Here is an 18649-nt window from a genome sequence, read left to right as displayed (position 1 = left end):
ACCCCATCATCCCTAGGAGAAAATTTCATGTCTGAAGACAAATACCTCGTCGGAATCGACTTCGGCACGCTCTCGGGCCGCGCCGTCGTCGTACGCGCCTCTGACGGCGAACAGCTCGGCACCGCCGTCACCGAATACCGTCACGCTGTCATGGACAGGACGCTGGATGCTGGCGATGGTCAGAAGCTTCCCCCGGAGTTCGCACTCCAGGTCCCGGCTGACTACATTGAGGTTCTCGGCACGGCCGTGCCGAACGCCGTCAAGGACGCTGGCGTGGATCCCGCCGATATCGTCGGCATCGGCATCGACGCCACGTCCGCCACCGTGTTCTTCACCGACGCCGAGGGCAACGCCCTGTGCGAGCGCGACGAGTTCAAGAACAACCCCCACGCCTACATCAAGCTGTGGAAGCATCACGGCGCCCAGGATCAGGCGGACCGCCTCGTCAAGGCCGCCCAGGATCGCAACGAATCCTGGCTTGCGCGCTACGGCGGCGTCCTGTCCTCCGAACTGCTCCTGCCCAAGGCCCTCGAAGTCTTCGAGAAGGCTCCCGAGGTCTACGAGCAGACCGACTACATCGTCAACCTGCTCGACTGGGCGACATGGAAGCTGACGGGCGTGCGCGCCTACTCCGCCGGTGACTCGGGCTACAAGCGCATGTACCAGGATGGCGAATACCCGTCGAAGGACTACCTGGAGTCGGTTGCCCCCGGCTTCGGAGACGTGTTCGAGACGAAGATGGCGGGCCCGATCCTGCCGCTCGGCGCGAAGGTCGGCGGCCTGACGGACGAGATGGCAGAACTGACCGGCCTCAAGCCCGGCACCGCCGTCTCCTCCGGCAACATCGACGCCCACGTCGTCGTCGCCGGTGCGAACGCTGTTCGCCCGGGACAGCTCACCGCGATCCTCGGAACGTCCTCCTGCTACGTCATCAACGGCGAAGACTTCAAAGAGGTCCCCGGCACGTTCGGCATCGTCGACGGCGGTGCAGTGGACGGCTACTGGGGCTTCGAGGGCGGCCAGACGGCCGTCGGCGATATCTTCGGCTGGTTCACCGATACGTGCGTTCCCGCCGAGTACGCGCAGAAGGCAGCCCGCAAGGGCGTCTCGCTGCACGACTATCTCGTCGCGAAGGCCGCTGACCAGGAAGTCGGCGAGCACGGTCTCGTGGCCCTGGACTGGCACAACGGCAACCGGTCGATCCTGGCCGATGCTCGTCTGTCCGGCCTCATCATCGGCCAGACGCTGACGACGACGCCGGAGGAGACCTACCGTGCGCTGCTCGAGGCAACCGCTTTCGGTGCCCGTGTCATCATCGAGAACTTCGAGAAGCATGGCGTCGAGGTTGAAGAGATCGTCGCCGCCGGCGGACTGCTGAAGAACGCTTTCTACATGCAGCTCATGTCTGACATCACGCGCCGCCCCATCTCCGTGTCCGAGGCAGAGCAGACGGGTGCGCTCGGCTCCGCCGTGTTCGCGGCCGTCGCTGCCGGCGTGTACGAGGATGTCTTCCAGGCCGCCGAGGCCATGGCGAACGTCCGCAAGCACGCCTACGTCCCGAACGAGGATCGTGCCGCCAAGTACGACGCGCTGTACGAGATCTACCTCGAGCTGCACGACCAGTTCGGCCGCAACGAGAACTCGCCGATGTACAGGCTCAAGGACATCAAGGCGAAGGCGTTCGAGAGCTCGAAATGATTCTCGCTGAACTATCGCAGGATATTCAGGACGCTGTCGCGGCAACGAGGGAGAAGGTTGCGAAGCTCCACGCGGAGCTTCCCGCCAACAATCTCGTCGTGTGGACGGCCGGGAACGTGTCTGAGCGCGTTCCCGGCGCGGACCTGTTCGTCATCAAACCCTCCGGGGTGCGCTACGACGAACTGAGCGCGGACGTCATGGTCGTGTGCACGCTGGATGGGGAGAAGATCGTGGACGGCACGCCGGACCACCTGTCCCCCTCCTCCGACACGGCGGCACACGCCTACGTCTACCGTCACATGCCGGAGGTGGGCGGGGTGGTGCACACGCACTCCACCTACGCCACCGCCTTCGCCGCCGTTCACAAGCCGATCCCGTGCGTGTTGACGATGATGGGGGATGAGTTCGGCGGCGAAGTGCCCGTCGGACCGTTCGCGATCATCGGAGACGATTCGATCGGCCGCGGAATCGTGGAGACCCTCAAGGAATCGCGGTCACCCGCGGTCCTCATGGCGAACCACGGTCCGTTCACGATCGGCCGGGATTCTGTCGCGGCCGTCAAGGCCGCCGTCATGGTCGAAGAGGTCGCGAGAACTGTCGCGGCAGCCCAGGCGTTGGGAGATGTTGTTCCGATTGCGGAGGAGCACATCGACGCCCTCTACGACCGGTACCAGAACGTCTACGGACAGAAACAGTAACGAAGGGGTGAGCCATGTCCGATCCACTAGTCATCGCCATCGATTCCTCGACGTCCGCCACGAAAGCGGTCGTCGTCGACACCACGGGAGCGGTCCTCTCCAGCGGGAAGGCAGACATCGATCTGCTGACGCCGGGGATGGACATGTATGAGCACGATCCGGCCCAGTGGTGGTCATCGACCGAGTCCGCTGTTGCCCAGGCATGTGCGGCGCTCGGCGCGGACGAACGGGATCGGATCAGGGCAATCTGCATCACCCACCAGCGCGAGTCTTTCGCACTCGTCGACGAGGATGGCGCGGCCCTGCGCCCCGCCATCCTCTGGCTGGACTCCCGGGCAGGCGAAGAGATCCGCGAATACGGCTCCGAGCACATCCACGAACTGTCCGGGAAGCCGGCCGACACGACGCCGGCGCTCTACAAGATCGCCTGGCTGAAGAAGCATGAGCCGGAGGTGCTGTCCGCGGCCCACAAGCTCGTCGACGTCCACGCATATCTCGCCCACCGTCTCGTGGGTCGGTGGGTGTCCGCAGTCGGTTCCGCAGACACGCTGAACCTTCTCGACATCGCGAACGTCGACTATTCGGACGAACTGCTCGACATCGCGGGTGTGACGCGCGAGCAGATGGCGGAACTCGCCCCTCCCGCATCGATCATCGACACGATCAATCCTGACATCCTCGCGTCCTGGGGGCTCGGACCCGATGTCGTGCTCGTCGCCGGTGTCGGCGATGGTCAGGCAGCCGGGCTCGGCACCTCCGCCATTGCAGAGGATGTCGCCTACGTCAACATCGGCACCTCGATCGTGGCAGGCGTCCACGCCTTCGAGTTCGCCTACTCGCCCGCCTACCGGACACTCCTCGGCGGCATCCCCGATTCTTTCGTGCTCGAGATCGTCCAGAACTCCGGGTCCGTTCTCGCGAACTGGTTCCGCCAGGAGCTCGGCGACCCCGCCCTCGAGGGCGGGCTCGATCCGGAACTCGATCGTGCGGCCGCGGAGCTCGAGCCCGGCACGGCCGGACTGTTGACGGTGCCCTACTGGAACGCGGTCCAGTCCCCGCATTGGGATCCTTTCGCGAAGGGCATCATGGTCGGCTTCGGCTCGGCCCACACGAGGGCACACCTGTATCGCTCCATCATCGAGGGAATGGCGATGGAGCTGCGCGGGAATCTCGAGCGTGTCCAGGAGTCGTCTGGACGGCGGCTCACGGAGCTGCGGTGCACGGGCGGCGGGTCGCGCAACCCGCTCTATCGTCGGATCTTCGCTGACGCGACTGGTCTTCCCCTTGTCGTCTCGGGTGTGGACGAGGTGAGCGCGCAGGGTGCGGCGATGATGGCGATGGCAGCAATCGGCGCATACCCGGACGTCCAGACCGCGTCGGAGAACATGTCAAGCTTCGTCGACAAGACCGAGCCGGACATGGCGGCGTACGAGGTCTACGGGGAGTGGGCCGCCATCCAGCAGGACATCTACCCGGCGCTTGCCGACATCTTCACCCGCATCAACACAGCTACGAAACGGAAGTAGACATAATGGCAACTATCGTCATGCTCGGCGCTGGAATCATGGCAACAGCGCTCTCATTCCCATCGTCCGAGAACGGTCACGACGTTCGCCTCGTCGGCACGTTCCTCGATCGGGAGATCATCGACTCGATCCAGACCACCGGCATCCACCCCGATCTCGGCCTCAAGGTGAACGACGGCGTGACCGCCTACCAGCTGGAGGATGCTGAGAAAGCATTCGACGGGGCGGACGTCGTCATGTCGGGAGTCAACTCGTTCGGCGTTGAGTGGGCGGGGGAGCAGCTCGCCCGGCTCATCAAGCCGGGTCAGAAGTTCCTCTGCATCACGAAGGGCATGAGGGCGGACGAGGACGGGACCATGCATATCCTGCCCGAGGTGATCCGCTCCTACATGGATCCCGAGCTAGCCGAGTCGATCTCGTGGAATGCGATCGTCGGCCCCTCCATTGCCGGCGAACTCGCCGTCCACCATGACACGGCTGTCGTCTTCTGCGGTGAGAACCGGGATGATGCCGAGTATTTGGCGGACCTGTTCCGCACCGACTACTACCACGTGTGGACATCGGCCGACTTCATCGGGCACGAGACAGGTGCCGCGACGAAGAACATCTATGCTTTCGCGGCAGGCTTCGCCGAGGGGCTCCTGAGGAAGCAGGGGAAGGCCGATAACAAGTACGTCATGTACAACTATGGTGCCGCCCTCTTCGCGCAGGGACAGAAGGAGCTCCGTTCCTTCGTCACCCTCATGGGCGGGAACCCTGAAACAGCAGATGGTCTGGGCGGGGTCGGCGACATGTTCGTCACCTCCATGGGCGGGCGCAACGTCAAGGCCGGCACGCTCGTCGGCCAGGGCATCCCCTTCTCGGAGGTCCGCGACCAGCACATGAAGGGCGTGACGCTCGAGGGCGTCGCCGCGATCAAGGTCATCGGCAAGGCTCTCCGTCCGCTCACGGAACGCGGCGTCATCCGTCCAGACGAATACCCGCTGTGCCGCTTCCTCTACTCCGTCGTCGAAGAGGATGCTCCACTCGACATCCCGTGGGATACGTTCTTCGCCGACCTGGCATAGGTACTCCACAGCAATGCGGCCCCGAGGCTATCCTCGGGGCCGCATCTGTCTGCGAATCTTTATCGGACGCTCTCGAGCGGAGCGGGGACGACGATGGGATCGCTCGTCGGCGTCCTCGTCGCGGCGAAGGCGCCGAACGCGAGGAATGCGGCCGATGCCATGACGATTGCCATGGGGATAGCGCTGTCTTCCCCGGCGAGACCGACGAGCGGCGAGACCGCCCCCGCCATCGCGAACTGGAACAGGCCGAGCATGGCCGAACCGAAGCCGGTCCTGGCGGGCGGCACTGCGGCCATGGCCAGCGCAGTCGCGTTGCCCATGCAGAAGCCGAGGGAACCCACGCTGATCATGAGGGTCACGACGATCAGACTGTTGTCGAGGGGGCTGAGGACGACGGCAAGCGTGAGGAACGATCCGAGCATGAGGGCAAGGACGCCGATGCGGAGGAGCGGGCGGGGGCCGTGGGATGCGACGAGGCGTGCCGATAGGCCCGAGCAGACCATGAGGATGAGGGAGTTGCCGGCGAACAGGAGCCCGTAGGTGCCGATCGAGTATCCGAGGACCGTCTGGTAGACGAACGGGGACGCGGACACGTAGGCCATGAGCGCCATGAAGGACAGCACGAAGACGGCGGTTGCGGAGATGAACTGACGGTTGGCGACAGACCCTCCCGCGGGGTTGTCACGGGCGATGAGGCGCCGCTCTGCGGGATGCGATTCGGGCACCCACACGAGGGCCATGGCGAGACTGACCATGCCGATCCCCGCCACGATCCACAGCAGGCCGTTCCACCCGAGAGGCTCGGCGAGAGCGGAACCCAGAACGGGTGCAACGATCGGCGCGAGGCCGCCGATGAGCATGAAGAGGTTGAGGATGCGGGCGGCTTCGAAGCCTCGCGCCATGTCGTTGACGATGGCGCGGCCGATGACCATGCCGGCAGAGCCGCTGAAGCCCTGAAGGAATCTCATCGCGATCAGGATGGTGATCGAGGGTGCGATCGCTGCCCCGATGCTCGAGAGGGCGAAGAGGGCAACACCCACGAGAAGGGGGCCGCGCCGGCCGAGACGGTCCGACAATGGTCCGAAGACGACCTGGCCGATGCCCGCGCCGAGAAGGAATGTCGTAAGGGTCAGCTGGACAGAGGAGGCTGAGACCTCGAACGTGTCCTGAATATCGAGGAAGGCCGGAAGGTAGAGATCTGTCGCGAACGGAGTGATCGATGACAGGATCGCCAGGGTGATGAGAAGGATGGTTGGAAAGGCCGCAGAGCGGTCGGAGGGCGGTGTGTTCTTCGCCACGTAGTACCTCGTAGGGTCAGGGTAGCCGCGGGTTCGCAGGCGTACTCGGAGACTTTATGGTACGCCGATCTGGAGCTCAGAGCTCCCTCGTTTCTCCTGCTAGAAGGTTGATCTCGGCCACGTTCTGGAGTCGGTCGTCTCTCGTAATTATCACAAGTCACAATAATCAGGGTTATTTTGCACCAAGGTTTGGTGGGAAAGTGTGCAGTTTTCTGTGTGAAACCGCGTTGACAGGGTGTGTGGCCTCGGGGAAGATGAAGGGGCGTGCGTGACAGCGGTCACGGACGCAGGCTGCCGGGCAAGGATGCCCCGCGGCACGTGTCCACACATCAAAGGAGATTGAGACATGGCTGATCTTGTTATCGGAATCGACATCGGTACGGGCTCCACGAAGGGCGTTCTTGCCGACTCCACGGGCAACGTTATCCACAGCGAAGTTGTTCGGCACGAAACCTCCTTCCCGCGGCCGGGATGGGCGGAGCATGATCCTGACGCGACGTGGTGGGCTGATGTCGTGGCAATCTGCCGCAGGCTCACGACTCTCGCGAAGGGGGATGTCGCCGGCATCTGCATCTCCGGCATCGGCCCCGTCTTCCTCGCGGCAGACGAACGCGGGCAGGGCTTGCGCCCCGCCATCCTGTACGGCGTCGATACTCGCTCCGCCAACGAGATCGATGAGCTCACCGAACGCTACGGTGCCGAGAGGGTTCTCGAGGTCTGCGGCAACCACATGACGTCCCAGTCTGTCGGCCCGAAGATCGAGTGGGTGAAGAACAACGAGCCGGACGTATGGGAGCGCACCCAGCGCTTCCTCATGGCACACTCCTACTGCGTGTTCCACCTGACCGGCGAGTACGTCCTCGACCATCTCTCCGCCTCCATGTGCGAACCCCTCTACTCGCCGTTCACGAACGACTGGGTGGATGAGTGGGTGCAGGACATCTGCGGTGACCTGCCGATGCCGAGGCTCATGTGGTCCAACGAGGTCGCCGGCTACATCACCGACAACGCGGCCCGGATCACCGGCCTGCGTCCCGGCACCCCGGTCTCGGTCGGCTCGATCGACGCCTTCGTCGAGGCGCTCTCGGTGGGCGTCAGCCAGCCCGGGCAGGTCATGCTCATGTACGGCTCCACCATGGTCGCCGTGCAGATCTCCGATAAAGCGCTTGTCGCGCCGTCCCTCTGGTCGAACGCCGGGCTGCTCAAGGGCACCTCGAACGTGTCCGGCGGCATGTCGACAACCGGGTCCCTGACGACCTGGGTGGCGGACCTGTCCGGGCGCGACTACGACGAACTGTCCCAGCTGGCGGCCGAGTCCGACCCGGGCTCGCGAGGCCTCATCATGCTCCCGTATTTCTCGGGAGAGCGCTCTCCGATCGCGGATCCGAATGCTCGAGGCGTTCTCGCCGGACTCAACCTCACCCACACGTACGGCGATATCTACCGCTCGGCCCTCGAGGCCACCGGTTTCGGTTCGCGCCACCTGCTCGACTCCATCAAGGAATCAGGCGGGGAGGCAAGCGAATACTGGGCCGTGGGCGGCGGAACGACGGGCGGTCTGTGGCCCCAGATCATGTCCGACATCATCGGCATCAAGCAGTACATCCCGAAGGTCAGCATCGGCGCCTCGTACGGGGACGCACTCATGGCCGCCATGACAGCCGGCCTTGTCGACATCGACACGACATGGAACTCGGCAGAGCGGGAAATCGAACCCAACCCGGACAATCTCGAGATCTACAGCGACATGTACAAGCTGTACCTCGACCTCTACCCGGCAACGGCCGCCATTAACCACAAGCTGGCAGAGATCCAGGCACGCTAGCAGAACCAGGTGCGGGAGAGCATGATCTGTTCTCCCGCACTCCTGTGCCGCGGCACGGCCGCGGCCACAACGTTGAGGAGAAAGAATGAAAGCGGCAGTATTTGCAGGCCCGGGCAAGCTCGAGCTGAGAGACATCGAGAAGCCGGTCGCAGGCCCTGGAGAGCTCGTCCTCAAGGTCGGCGCCAACACGGTGTGCGGCACGGACGGTCGGATCCTTCGCGGCGAGAAGTCGGCCGGCATCGATATCGGGGTCGTCCTCGGGCATGAGATCGCCGGCTATGTCGACGACATCGGCGACGGGGTCGAGGGCTTCAACAATGGCGATCTCGTCGGAGTCCTGCCGACAGTGCCCTGCCTGGAATGCTTCTACTGCGTGCGCGGCAGCGAACACCTGTGCACGAACTCGCAGATCTTCGGGTACCGGATCAACGGCGGACTCGCCGAATATGTGCGGATCCCCGCTGAGGCGATGACGCGCGGCGGAATCTTCCGGGCCGCGCCGCACCTCACCCCGGCAGAGGTAGCGCTTGCTGAACCGCTCGGCTGCGTGCTCAACGGTGCAGACAACTACCGGACGGAGGTGGGCGATACCGTCCTCATCCAGGGGGCCGGGCCGATCGGCCTCCTCCATGCGCAGGTCAACCGTCTGCTCGGCGCACATCAGATCATCGTCTCCGACCCCTCCCCGGAACGCCGCGCTGTCGCTGAATCCATGGGTGCGACGCACACGATCAACCCGCTCGAGGTCGAACCGGCCGAGGCCGTCAGGGAGCTGACCGAGGGGCGCGGCGCGGACGTCGTCATCATCTGCATCGGCCGAGGCGAACTCGTCAACCAGGCTTTGGCCGCCGCGCGCAAGGGCGGCCGGGTCAACGCCTTCGCAGGCTTCTCGAAGGGCTCCCTCGCGGAGTTCGACCCGAATCTCATCCACTATGGAGAGCTCGTCGTCACAGGGGCGTCCAATGCTGGCAGGGCCAGCCACGAGAAGGCGCTCCAGCTCATCGGCGCAGGACTCATCGATGTCGCGTCCCTCCATACCCACACATTCGCGCTCGATGGCGTTGTCGCAGGCATCGAGTTCGCACAGTCCGGGGAAGGCATCAAGGTCGCGATCGTTCCCGGCGCCTAGATCCAGGGTGCTCGGGGGAGCGGCTTGGCTCCTGATGCACCTGGCCGCACGGCCACACACCCAAGCCTTACCACTCAAAGAGGAGTCAGCATGAAGGAAGTAATCATCGGCGTCGATGGCGGCACGACGGCCGTGAAGGCAGTCGCGTTCACCCTCGATGGCGAGATCTACGCGACCCACCACGAATCAGTCCCGGTCAACTACGGGAGCAGCGGTGAAGCCGAGCAGGACATGACGCTGATCTGGGAAGCTGTCGCCTCCTGCCTCAAGTCAGTCGCGGGTCAGCTGGACGGCCACGAGATCGTCGGCATCGGACTCACCGGCCAGGGCGATGGTCTGTGGCTCGTCGACGAGCACGGCGATCCCGTCCGCCCCGCCGCGAACTGGATGGACGGGCGAGCGGGAGACCGTGTCGCCGCATGGAATGCTGCAGGCAAGGGCGACAAGGTCCTCCAGACCACCGGAACGTCCCTCTTCTCGGGTCTCTTCCCCGTCCTCCTCGAAGAGCTGCAGGAGGCGGAGCCGGAGGCGATGGCCAGCGCCGCCACCCAGCTCTACTGCAAGGACTGGCTCCGCTTCAAGCTGACCGGAGTGAAAGCAACCGACTACACGGAGGCGTCCCGCACGTTCCTCAACGTCAATGACGTATCCGGGTACTCGGTCGAACTGGCAGAGGCCCTCGGACACACGGAAGCACTCAACCTCCTCCCAGAGGTTCGCCACCCGGCCGGCGCGGCCGTGCCGCTCTCCGCGGAAGCAGCCGAGCTCACCGGCATCCCCGCAGGCACCCCCGTCGGCATCGGCATGATCGATGTCGCGATCACGGGAGCCGGCCTCGGTGCCGTCGAAAACGGTGCGACCTGGCTGATCCTCGGAACGACAGGCTTTGTGGGCACCCTTCTCCCCGCCGTGGCCGACCGGAAATCGGACCTGTCGATGGTTCTCGCCACCGGCAACGACACCCAGGTCCTCGAGTTCATGGCCCCGATGACAGGCACGCCGAATCTTGACTGGATCAAGCGGATGCTGAGCCTCGACAGTGCCGACTGGAGCGAGATCGAGACGGTTGCACGAAAGGCCGGCCCCGGCTCACACGGCGTCGTCTACCTGCCCTACGCCTCCCCGGGCGGAGAGCGGGCACCCTTCCTCGACCCGAACGCATCCGCCTCCTGGCAGGGAATGTCACTCACCACCGAACGGGAGGACATCCTGCGATCCGTCTACGAGGGTGTCGCGTTCTCGCTCGTCGAGTGCATCCAGACCCTCGAAGTCGAAGACGACCTCCTCGTCTCGGGCGGCGGATTCCGCTCCGACCTGCTCTGCGAGATCCTTGCCGATGCGACGGGGCTGACGGTCGTCCGCCAGGATGCACCGGAGGCGGGAGCACGCGGCGCAGCCGTCCTCGCACTCGTCTCGGCAGGACGCTTCGTCACCGTCCAGGACGCGGCAGACGCGTTGGGGGCAACGACAGAGACCTTCGAGCCCAACCCTGCCAACCGCGACGTGTACCGCGCAGCGTACGACCTCTTCCTCGAGACACGAGCCGCTCTGCGTCCCGTGTGGCCCGCCATGAGGTCCGTCCGCAAGCTCACGAACTAAGGAAATAGAGAGACATGAAAGTACTCATTGCATCGGACGGTTTCCTCACCGATAGCGTTCTCACCGAGGCGCTGACGAACGAGCTCCCGGACGTCGACATCTCCCGCATCGCATCCACCTGGCCCACCCCGCCCTTCGGGGACGTCGGCGAGGTCATTGAAGCCCTCGGTGACGAAGACGAGCTCATCGAGGCCCTGCGCGGGTGCGAGGCAGTCATCTCGCACACGTTCCCGTTCACGGAAAAGGTGATCGCGGCCAGCCCTGACCTCAAGCTCATCACCATCTGCCGAGGCGGCCCCGTCAACGTCAACATCGAGGCGGCGACAAAGCACGGCGTCATGGTGTCCTACGCGCCGGGACGCAATGCTCGCGCAACCGCAGAGCATTCCGTCGCGATGCTTCTCGCGGCGGCCAGGCAGATCGCCCACCGCCACCGTGAAGTGGTGGACGGCGAGTGGGGATCGGACTACTACCTGTTCGACAATGCCGGTCAAGAAATCGGTTCGTCGACAGTCGGTGTGATCGGCTATGGCGCGATCGGGTCTCGCGTCGCGGGAATCATGGCAGCCTTCGGTGCTCGCGTCCTCGTCTTCGACCCGTTCAAGGAGATGGGAGTCGACGGGGATGTGGAGTTCGTCAGCCTCGACGACCTCCTGGCGCAATCCGACTTCGTCACTATCCACGCCCGCGTCACCGACGACAACAAGCACATGATCAACGCCGAGACGCTCTCGGCAATGAAGAAGGGTGCGATCTTCGTCAACTGCGCTCGCGGTTCCCTCGTCGACTACGACGCGGTCTGCGATGCGATTGACAGCGGGCACCTGCGCGGAGCGGCGTTCGACTGCCTGCCGGAGGAGCCGCTCCCCGCGGACCACCGTCTGCTGCGCACACCCAACATCACCTTCACCCCGCACTTGGCAGGAGCCTCCCAGGAGGCTTCCCGGGTCGCGGCGCGCATAGGCTCCGCCGACATCGCGGCCTTTGCTCGCGGCGAGCTGCCGACATTCCTTGCTAACCCCGAAGTGACCGATACGTTAGGACGATAATGCTGTACGAAAAAGAACGCCAAGAAGTTGTCGATACCTGCCTCTTCATGGTGAAAGAGAATCTGGTGGTGGGGACGGCCGGCAACGTGTCGATCCGCATCGGCGACCACGTCGTCATCTCCCCATCCGGCGTCGATTACGAGACGATGACGGCAGAGGATGTCGTCGTCTATGACATGGCAGGCAACCACGTCGAGGGGCGCCTGAAGCCCTCCTCAGAGTTGCCTCTCCACATCGCCGTCTACGAGAACACGGACGCGGCGGCTGTCACCCACAACCACGCAGTATCGTCGACTGCGCTTGGCCTGATCGTCGACGAGATCCCGCCCTCCCACTACTATTCGGCCATGTTCGGCGGGATCATCCGCGTAGCGCCCTACGCCGAGTTCGGAACCGATGCTCTGGCAGAGAACGTGGCTCGGGCACTCGACGGTCGCAGCGGTGCACTCATGAAGAACCACGGTGCGATCACCATCGGCCCGAGCCTCTCGAAGGCCGTCAACCTCCTGCCCATCCTCGAGTACGTCTGCGAGATCCAGCTCAAGGTGATGGCGACGCGGGAGCCGATCGCACTCCTGAGCGACGAGCAGATCGAAAGTGCTGTGGCAGGCATGGCCAACTACGGCAAGCAGCCTTCGCTCGATCAGTAGGACTTCATACACGACGGCGGGGGAGGCGTGATCTGCGCGGACCCCCGCCGTCGCGCATTCCCGAAAGGAGGATTCACCATGCGCGCATATATGTTCTACGGTCCAGGAGACCTGCGGTTGGAAGACGTCGAGGTCGGCATCCCCGGCCCCGGTGAAGTCGCCGTCGAGGTCAAAGCCGCCGCCACCTGCGGCACCGACCTCAAGTCCTACCGTCGCGGACATCCCACCCTGTTCCCCACGCTGCCCGCACGTTTCGGGCATGAGTTTGCGGGGGTAGTGACCGCTGTCGGGGAGGGCGTCACGAGCTTCGCCGTGGGCGACCGCGTCGTCGCCGCGAATACCGCGCCCTGCGGCTCGTGCTGGGCCTGTTCGATCGGGCGGGAATCTCTCTGCGAAAACCTCGAGTATCTCAACGGAGCCTTCGCCGAGCAGATCGTCATCCCGAAAGCCATCGTCGAGCGCAACACGTACACGATTCCGGACTCGCTGCCGTTCGAGGCCGCGGCACCGCTTGAACCGCTCTCGACCGTCGTTCACGGCATGGCGGAGTCGGGCATCCAGCTCGGAGACACCGTCGTGGTCAACGGGGCCGGCCCGATCGGCCAAATGTTCATCAAACTTGCGCAGCTGCGCGGGGCCAGCGTGATCGCGGCGGATCGCTCCCCGGGCAGGCTTGCCCAGGCCGAAGCGGCAGGGGCGAGTGTTGTCGACCTATCCGGCTGTGACGGTCCAGAGGAGTGTGCCAAGGCGATCACGGCCCACACCCCGGGAGGACGCGGCGCAGACGTTGCGATCGAAGCCGTGGGGCTGCCGCAGGTCTGGGAACAGACCGTGCTCTGTCTGCGCCCCGGTGGGACGGCAGTGCTCTTCGGCGGCACCCCGAAGAACGCACCGTTCTCTGTCAACTCCTCAGACATGCACTACAAGGAGTACACACTCAAGGGCGTCTACCATCACCAGCCGCGTTACGTGAAGACTGCAGTCGAGCTCCTGTCGACCGGCAAGTTCGATGGGATGTCGCTCTGCACGGAGGTGCGTCCCCTCGAAGCGCTTGTCGACTCCCTGGAGGACATGGCGGCAGGCCGGGGATCGAAGTACATTCTCCGACCATAAAGATGGCGTGCCGGGAGCAAAAGCTCCCGGCACCGTCGTTTCGCTATCGCTACATGACAACAGTTACCCTGAGATGTAAAGAGAGGGAGGAAGCACGTGGCTCAACTGAGTAAGAACGAACGGCAACAGATGCTTGCCGAGTACGTTCTGAACGAGGGAACGGTCCGAGTCGAGGACATTCTCAAGCTTGTCGATGCATCGCCCATGACGATCTATCGGGACCTCTCGGAACTCGAAGAAGATCGCGTCATCGTCCGCTCGAGGGGAGAGGTGACAGCGGTCGCAACCTCCCTCAGCGAGACGTCCATGAAGTATCGGCTCACTCAAGAAGAAGACGTGAAAGCGACTCTGGCAGCCGAGTTCGAGCCCTACATCAGCCGGGGAACATCGATCCTGTGCGACGACTCCTCGACCGTCTACTCCGTCCTCAAGGCCTATACGCATGTCGGTGGCCTCACCGTCATCACCAACAACTGGTCGATCATCGCGCTCGCGGGTGCCGTCCCCGACTGGGAGCTCATCACCCTCGGTGGCCACTATGATCGTCACCTGGACGCGAACTACGGCCCCTCCGGCATCGAGATGCTCAAGCGTGTGCGCGCCGATCATGCGTTCGTGTCAGCGGCCGCGATCAGTGACGGCGTCGTCTACCATCCATACGAGGCTGTCGCAGAATACAAGTCGCTCATGCTTGCCGCGGCATCCCACAAACATCTTGCTGTCACGCATTCCAAGTTCGGACGCACTGCCCTCCACCGCGTCGCCGACACGGCCGACTTCGACACTGTCGTCCTCGATGCTGGCACGGACGATCAGACAATCTCCGCACTGCGCCAGCGTGGGGCAACCGTCAAGGTCGCACGCCCGCTCCCGTAGCGCCGGGTGCGGCTCCCCGCGGGAGCCGCACCCGTCACCGTTCTGGATTGTCGAGCGGAGCTCCGCCAGGAGTCATGACCACCTTGATTCCCTGACCGACCTCGTCGATTGCCTCGTCCCATTCCTCCAACGGTCGGACAGATCCGATCAAGGACGAGAGGGAGAGACGGCCGCCGTCGAGGAGAGACAGTGCCGTGCGGAAGCTCGAGGCGCGCTTGCCCCGGCATCCCACAACCTCCAGCTCGTTGTGCACCACCGTCATCGCATCGATCGTCAGCGGCTCCTTATAGAAGGCGACAAGGCCGAGCTTGCCGCCCTTTCCGAGATAGTCGAGTCCGGCAGCGGCCTGAGAGATGGCGCCGCTGCACTCGAACACGACGTCCGCACCCATGCCGCCCGTCACGCCATTGATCAAGGCCGGCACATCCGTCGTCTCGGCGCTCACGGCAGCGAACGCACCGTTTCGCCGGGCCGTGTGAAGCCGCTTCTCGTGCCGGTCGAGACCGATGACGAGAACACGAGCCCCGACAGCCCCGGCAACCTGGGCGACGAGCTGCCCCATCGTTCCCGGGCCGGTCACCACCACTGTCCTGCCGGGGCCAACCGCGAAAGGACCCTCGAGGACCGCGTGAACCGCGACCGCGAGAGGCTCCAGCAGTGCGCCTTCGAGCAGAGATACCGTTTCGGGCAAGCGGTGAACAGCATCGGCACGGATCGTGATCTGCTCGGCCAGACCGCCATCAGCCGTGCGGCCGATCCCAGTCCGTGACGGGCACCGGTTGAACTGCTCCGTCCGGCACCAGTGGCACGACCTGCACAGGTAGGCGTCCGTCTCGAGGACCACGCGGTCCCCCACGGACACCGCGATCGGTACGCCCGGGACGGGGCCGCCGATCGCGGCCACGACACCAGCGACCTCATGACCCAGAATCCTCGGTATCAGGCCGTCGGTGCCGGCGATCTCACCCCGATCTGTCCCGCAGATTCCTGTGGCGGCAACATTCACGGTGATCGTGCCAGGGCCCGGCGGGGGCAGATCGGGGACCTCGCGGAGCCCGACCTGCCCATCACCAGTCTTGACGATAGCTTTCACGCCTTGCTTGCCTTTCGGGTGAATGCCTGCAGGTCATCCCAGACGTCTTGGGTCGCGATGCGCTGCTTGAGATAGATGTCGTACAGCTCGTCATACAGTTCCGTCTTCGCAGCATCCGGTTCGTAGATGCGGAGGGGCTCGACAGTTGCTTTGACCCCCTCCTCGAGCGAGTCGTACAGTCCCACGCCGGTCGCCGCGCAGATCGCCGCTCCCTTCGCGCCGAACTCGGTCCCGGCGGGAACGACTACTTGACGGCCGAGAACATCAGCGAAGATCTGGCTCCAGACGGGGGAGTTGACCCCACCGCCAGCCATGTTGATCGACTCGACGGTGACGGGGATCGGATCAAGGCAGTCCCGAATGCCGAGGGCGACACCCTCGTACACGGATTTCAGCATGTGCCACCTCGTGTGGCTTCCGGTGAGACCGTTGAAGGAGGCGCGGGCGCTCGGCTTGATGAAGGGAGCGCGTTCCCCGCCCGGTGCGTTGTAGCCGTGGTAGAGGATGCCGCCGGACCCCACCGGCATCTTCCCCCAACTCCTGATCGAGATAGTCGAAGAGGTTGCGTCCCTCGATCGAATGGGCCTCCTCCCGGAACCTGTCTCCGAACTCCCGCAGGAACCATTCGAGGTTCGGGGTGGCCGAGCTCATGCCGAGCGACCTGATCCAGGTCGTCTCCGTGTGCGGGATGAGCCAACCGACGTCGGTGGGGGTGAAAGCCTCCTCGGGACGATCGGTCGCGACGGTGACGATGCCGGCCGTGCCGATAACCGCCATCGCAGTCCCCGGGGCCGCAACGCCACACCCGAGCGACGAGCACGAAATATCAACCCCGCCCTTGAAGACGGGAGTTCCGGGCCGAAGTCCGGTCTGGTGTGAGGCCTGTGTTGTCACCGTGCCGACCTGGTCAGTGTTCTTCTTCAGCTCGGGAAGCCATTTCTTGACGGCGGTGATCCCGAAGTCGTCGAGCAGCTCATCGTCGAACGTCCGGTTGACAGTGTCGATCCCCATGAGCGAATAGTCCGAGGGGTCCGAGTTGAGTTCCCCGGACAGTTTGTAGCTCACCCAGTCCTTGCAATACACATTGCGGATATCGTCCCGTTCGACCAGTTCGGGCTGATTCTCGATCCGCCACCTGAGGATAGCGGCGGTGGTTCCCGCATACGGTCCTCCACCTGTCTTCTTGAACGTCTTCGAGAGCGTGCCGTCCTCTCCCCAGCGATCGACGATGTCTCCCGCCCTCCCATCCGTCCAGAGGATCGCGGGACCGACCGGGTTGCCGGCGGTGTCGACCAGCCAAGAACCATCGCCCTGGCCGGTGACGGCAACGGCGCGAATCCTATCGGGCGTGATAGCACTGCCGGTGAGAGAATCGCTGATCGCGTCAACGGCGGCCATCCACACATCGTGGAGATTCTCCTCCGCCATGTACGACTCGGGGTTGTGGATCGGCACGGTGCGTGCCGCTCGCGCCACTTCGCGGCCTTCCAGACTGAAAATAGTTGCCTTGACAACGGACGTTCCGGCATCGATGCCCATAACGTATTCCATGTTGTTCCTCCTTGAACACAGACAGGTGTGACCATTATGATGATGTGACTAGGCCAATAGTCCCCCATATAGTGAGGGTGATTGGTAGGCGGATGCAGGTCCGCTTGAGGAAGGGCCCACCCGCACGGGTGGGCCCTTCCGGACTAGATCAGCAGCCCGAACGGGGCTTCGAGGAGCTCTGCAATCCTGCCAAGGAACTGCGCGGCCAAGGCGCCGTCGACGCTGCGGTGATCAACAGAGATCGACAGCTCCATCACTGTCCCGATCTCGATACGGTCATCGACGACGATGGGCTTCTTCAGTGCGGCGCCGACAGCGAGTATTGCCGACTGCGGCGGGTTGATGATGGCATCGAAGCTCTCGATCCCAAACATTCCCAGGTTCGAGACCGTCAGTGCGCCGCCGACGAGCTCGTCCTGCTTGAGCCGATTCTCGCTGGCGCGCGACGCGAGGTCCTTGATCGTGGTCGACAGGGCTGAGAGTGCGAGATTGTCAGCCCTGCGGACGACCGGAGTGACCAGGGCCCGGTCGGATGCGACGGCGACAGCAACATCGACCGTCGCGAGACGATAGGACCCTGCGTCATCCCAGACCGAGTTGACCTCGGGGAACTCGGCAAGAGCCTTCGCGGCTGCTTTGACAACAAGATCATTGACCGAAATGCGAACCGTCGAGCTGCTGTTCAGCTTCGTGCGCAACGCCAGCAAGTCGTCAACCTGCACGGAGCGGCGCAGGTAGAAATGGGGCGCTTCCCGCTTCGACTGCTGCAGCCTGCGCGCCACGATCCTCCTGATCTTCGAATGCTCGACAAGTTCGGCCCCCGGGTAGGCGGCCAGGTCGATTGCCGGACTATCGACGACCGGCGGTTCTGCCGCAGTCGCCGGTGCTGTTGGGGAGGTCCGCTCCGCGAGCGCCTTCTCGAAGTCTCGCCGAATAATCCGACCATTCGCGCCCGTCCCCGTCACGGACGACAAGTCCAGGCCAGCTTCCCTGGCCAGGCGCCGCACGATCGGAGTCACGAACAGGCGGCCTTCGCGGGCAGGAGCCGCGTGGACGACCGAATCGGGGGCACCCGGCTCGGGTGCCGACTTCGCCGGTGCGTGGAGCTCTGCCGGGGGTGCCGCCTCGTGCTCGACGTCCGGGACGGCCGGTGCGGAGGCTTCGGCGTTGGATCCGCCGGCGAGCAGGACGAGCTTCTCAGCCTCTTCCGGTGCCTCATCTGCGCCACGCAGGACGAGGATGGGATCCCCGACGGGAACAGAGACGCCCGGTTCGACGAGGATCTTGTGGACGATGCCATCATCGTTGATGTCGATGTCGACAACGGCCTTGTCGGTCTCAACGGTCGCAATGGGGTGGCCGGCGGAGAGCTCCTCGCCCTCGGTGATCAGCCATTCTTCGAGCAGTGCCTCCTCGGCATCCGCCGAGAGTCCGGGCATGGTGAAATACTTAGCCATTGAAAAGTTCCTTCCCTAGC

General features: G+C 64.2%; 16 protein-coding genes. 11 read left to right on the top strand and 5 right to left on the bottom strand.

The annotated features are described in order from the left end of the window. The first annotated feature begins 27 nt into the window (after positions 1-27). Genes H2O75_RS09165 through H2O75_RS09150 form a run of 4 tightly spaced genes read left to right on the top strand, consistent with a single transcriptional unit; the run spans position 28 to position 4989 of the window. The gene (locus tag H2O75_RS09165) at positions 28-1698 is read left to right on the top strand and encodes a ribulokinase (protein WP_182171183.1); all 1671 of its coding nucleotides are present in this window, start codon (positions 28-30) and stop codon (positions 1696-1698) included. Continuing rightward, positions 1695-2396: an L-ribulose-5-phosphate 4-epimerase gene (locus tag H2O75_RS09160; protein WP_182171180.1), complete on the top strand. Its 702-nt coding sequence runs from the start codon at positions 1695-1697 to the stop codon at positions 2394-2396. The genes H2O75_RS09165 and H2O75_RS09160 overlap by 4 nt, the downstream gene beginning before the upstream one ends. Positions 2397-2410: 14 nt before the next feature. Then, the gene (locus tag H2O75_RS09155) at positions 2411-3922 is read left to right on the top strand and encodes a xylulokinase (RefSeq protein ID WP_182171177.1); all 1512 of its coding nucleotides are present in this window, start codon (positions 2411-2413) and stop codon (positions 3920-3922) included. Positions 3923-3927: 5 nt separating this feature from the next. Further along, positions 3928-4989 (top strand): NAD(P)H-dependent glycerol-3-phosphate dehydrogenase, encoded by a 1062-nt coding sequence (locus tag H2O75_RS09150; protein WP_182171174.1) that lies wholly within the window; start codon positions 3928-3930, stop codon positions 4987-4989. Positions 4990-5048: 59 nt separating this feature from the next. Here H2O75_RS09150 and H2O75_RS09145 read toward each other — a convergent pair whose 3' ends face one another. Next, positions 5049-6287, bottom strand: a complete 1239-nt coding sequence (locus tag H2O75_RS09145) for a multidrug effflux MFS transporter (protein ID WP_220462724.1) — start codon at positions 6285-6287, stop codon at positions 5049-5051. Between the two features lie 346 nt (positions 6288-6633). Between H2O75_RS09145 and H2O75_RS09140 the strand changes: the two genes are divergently transcribed. The 7 genes from H2O75_RS09140 to H2O75_RS09110 all read left to right on the top strand — a co-directional run bounded on the left by H2O75_RS09140 (position 6634) and on the right by H2O75_RS09110 (position 14528). After that, on the top strand, positions 6634-8112 hold the full coding sequence (locus tag H2O75_RS09140) for an FGGY-family carbohydrate kinase (RefSeq protein WP_182171171.1): 1479 nt from the start codon (positions 6634-6636) through the stop codon (positions 8110-8112). Positions 8113-8197: 85 nt separating this feature from the next. After that, positions 8198-9241, top strand: a complete 1044-nt coding sequence (locus H2O75_RS09135) for a zinc-binding dehydrogenase (RefSeq protein ID WP_182171168.1) — start codon at positions 8198-8200, stop codon at positions 9239-9241. Positions 9242-9331: 90 nt separating this feature from the next. Continuing rightward, complete coding sequence (locus H2O75_RS09130; RefSeq protein WP_182171165.1) at positions 9332-10840, top strand: FGGY-family carbohydrate kinase; 1509 nt, start codon at positions 9332-9334, stop codon at positions 10838-10840. Positions 10841-10854: 14 nt separating this feature from the next. Further along, complete coding sequence (locus H2O75_RS09125; protein WP_182171162.1) at positions 10855-11889, top strand: 2-hydroxyacid dehydrogenase; 1035 nt, start codon at positions 10855-10857, stop codon at positions 11887-11889. Continuing rightward, positions 11889-12539 carry a class II aldolase/adducin family protein gene (locus tag H2O75_RS09120; RefSeq protein WP_182171159.1) on the top strand — a complete coding sequence of 217 codons (651 nt, stop codon included), beginning with the start codon at positions 11889-11891 and terminating at the stop codon, positions 12537-12539. Before H2O75_RS09125 ends, H2O75_RS09120 begins: the two co-directional genes overlap by 1 nt. Positions 12540-12617: 78 nt before the next feature. Continuing rightward, on the top strand, positions 12618-13652 hold the full coding sequence (locus H2O75_RS09115; RefSeq protein ID WP_259365240.1) for a zinc-dependent alcohol dehydrogenase: 1035 nt from the start codon (positions 12618-12620) through the stop codon (positions 13650-13652). Positions 13653-13748: 96 nt separating this feature from the next. Beyond that, positions 13749-14528: a DeoR/GlpR family DNA-binding transcription regulator gene (locus H2O75_RS09110; protein ID WP_182171156.1), complete on the top strand. Its 780-nt coding sequence runs from the start codon at positions 13749-13751 to the stop codon at positions 14526-14528. A gap of 34 nt (positions 14529-14562) precedes the next feature. Here the strand turns inward: H2O75_RS09110 and H2O75_RS09105 are convergent, their stop codons facing one another. The 4 genes from H2O75_RS09105 to H2O75_RS09090 form a co-directional block, all read right to left on the bottom strand. Continuing rightward, positions 14563-15621, bottom strand: a complete 1059-nt coding sequence (locus H2O75_RS09105) for a zinc-dependent alcohol dehydrogenase (protein WP_182171153.1) — start codon at positions 15619-15621, stop codon at positions 14563-14565. Further along, the gene (locus H2O75_RS09100; RefSeq protein ID WP_259365340.1) at positions 15618-16079 is read right to left on the bottom strand and encodes a xylulokinase; all 462 of its coding nucleotides are present in this window, start codon (positions 16077-16079) and stop codon (positions 15618-15620) included. The genes H2O75_RS09105 and H2O75_RS09100 overlap by 4 nt, the downstream gene beginning before the upstream one ends. Further along, on the bottom strand, positions 15967-17172 hold the full coding sequence (locus tag H2O75_RS09095; RefSeq protein WP_182171150.1) for an FGGY family carbohydrate kinase: 1206 nt from the start codon (positions 17170-17172) through the stop codon (positions 15967-15969). The genes H2O75_RS09100 and H2O75_RS09095 overlap by 113 nt, the downstream gene beginning before the upstream one ends. 143 nt (positions 17173-17315) lie before the next feature. Continuing rightward, the gene (locus H2O75_RS09090) at positions 17316-18629 is read right to left on the bottom strand and encodes a dihydrolipoamide acetyltransferase family protein (RefSeq protein WP_220462723.1); all 1314 of its coding nucleotides are present in this window, start codon (positions 18627-18629) and stop codon (positions 17316-17318) included. Between the last annotated feature and the right edge of the window lie 20 nt (positions 18630-18649).

Origin of the sequence: Flaviflexus equikiangi (assembly GCF_014069875.1) — a bacterium.
In the GTDB taxonomy this organism is placed as follows: Bacteria; Actinomycetota; Actinomycetes; order Actinomycetales; family Actinomycetaceae; genus Flaviflexus; species Flaviflexus equikiangi.
The sequence above is the reverse complement of the archived record's forward strand: the minus strand, read 5'-3'. Positions and strand labels throughout refer to the sequence as shown.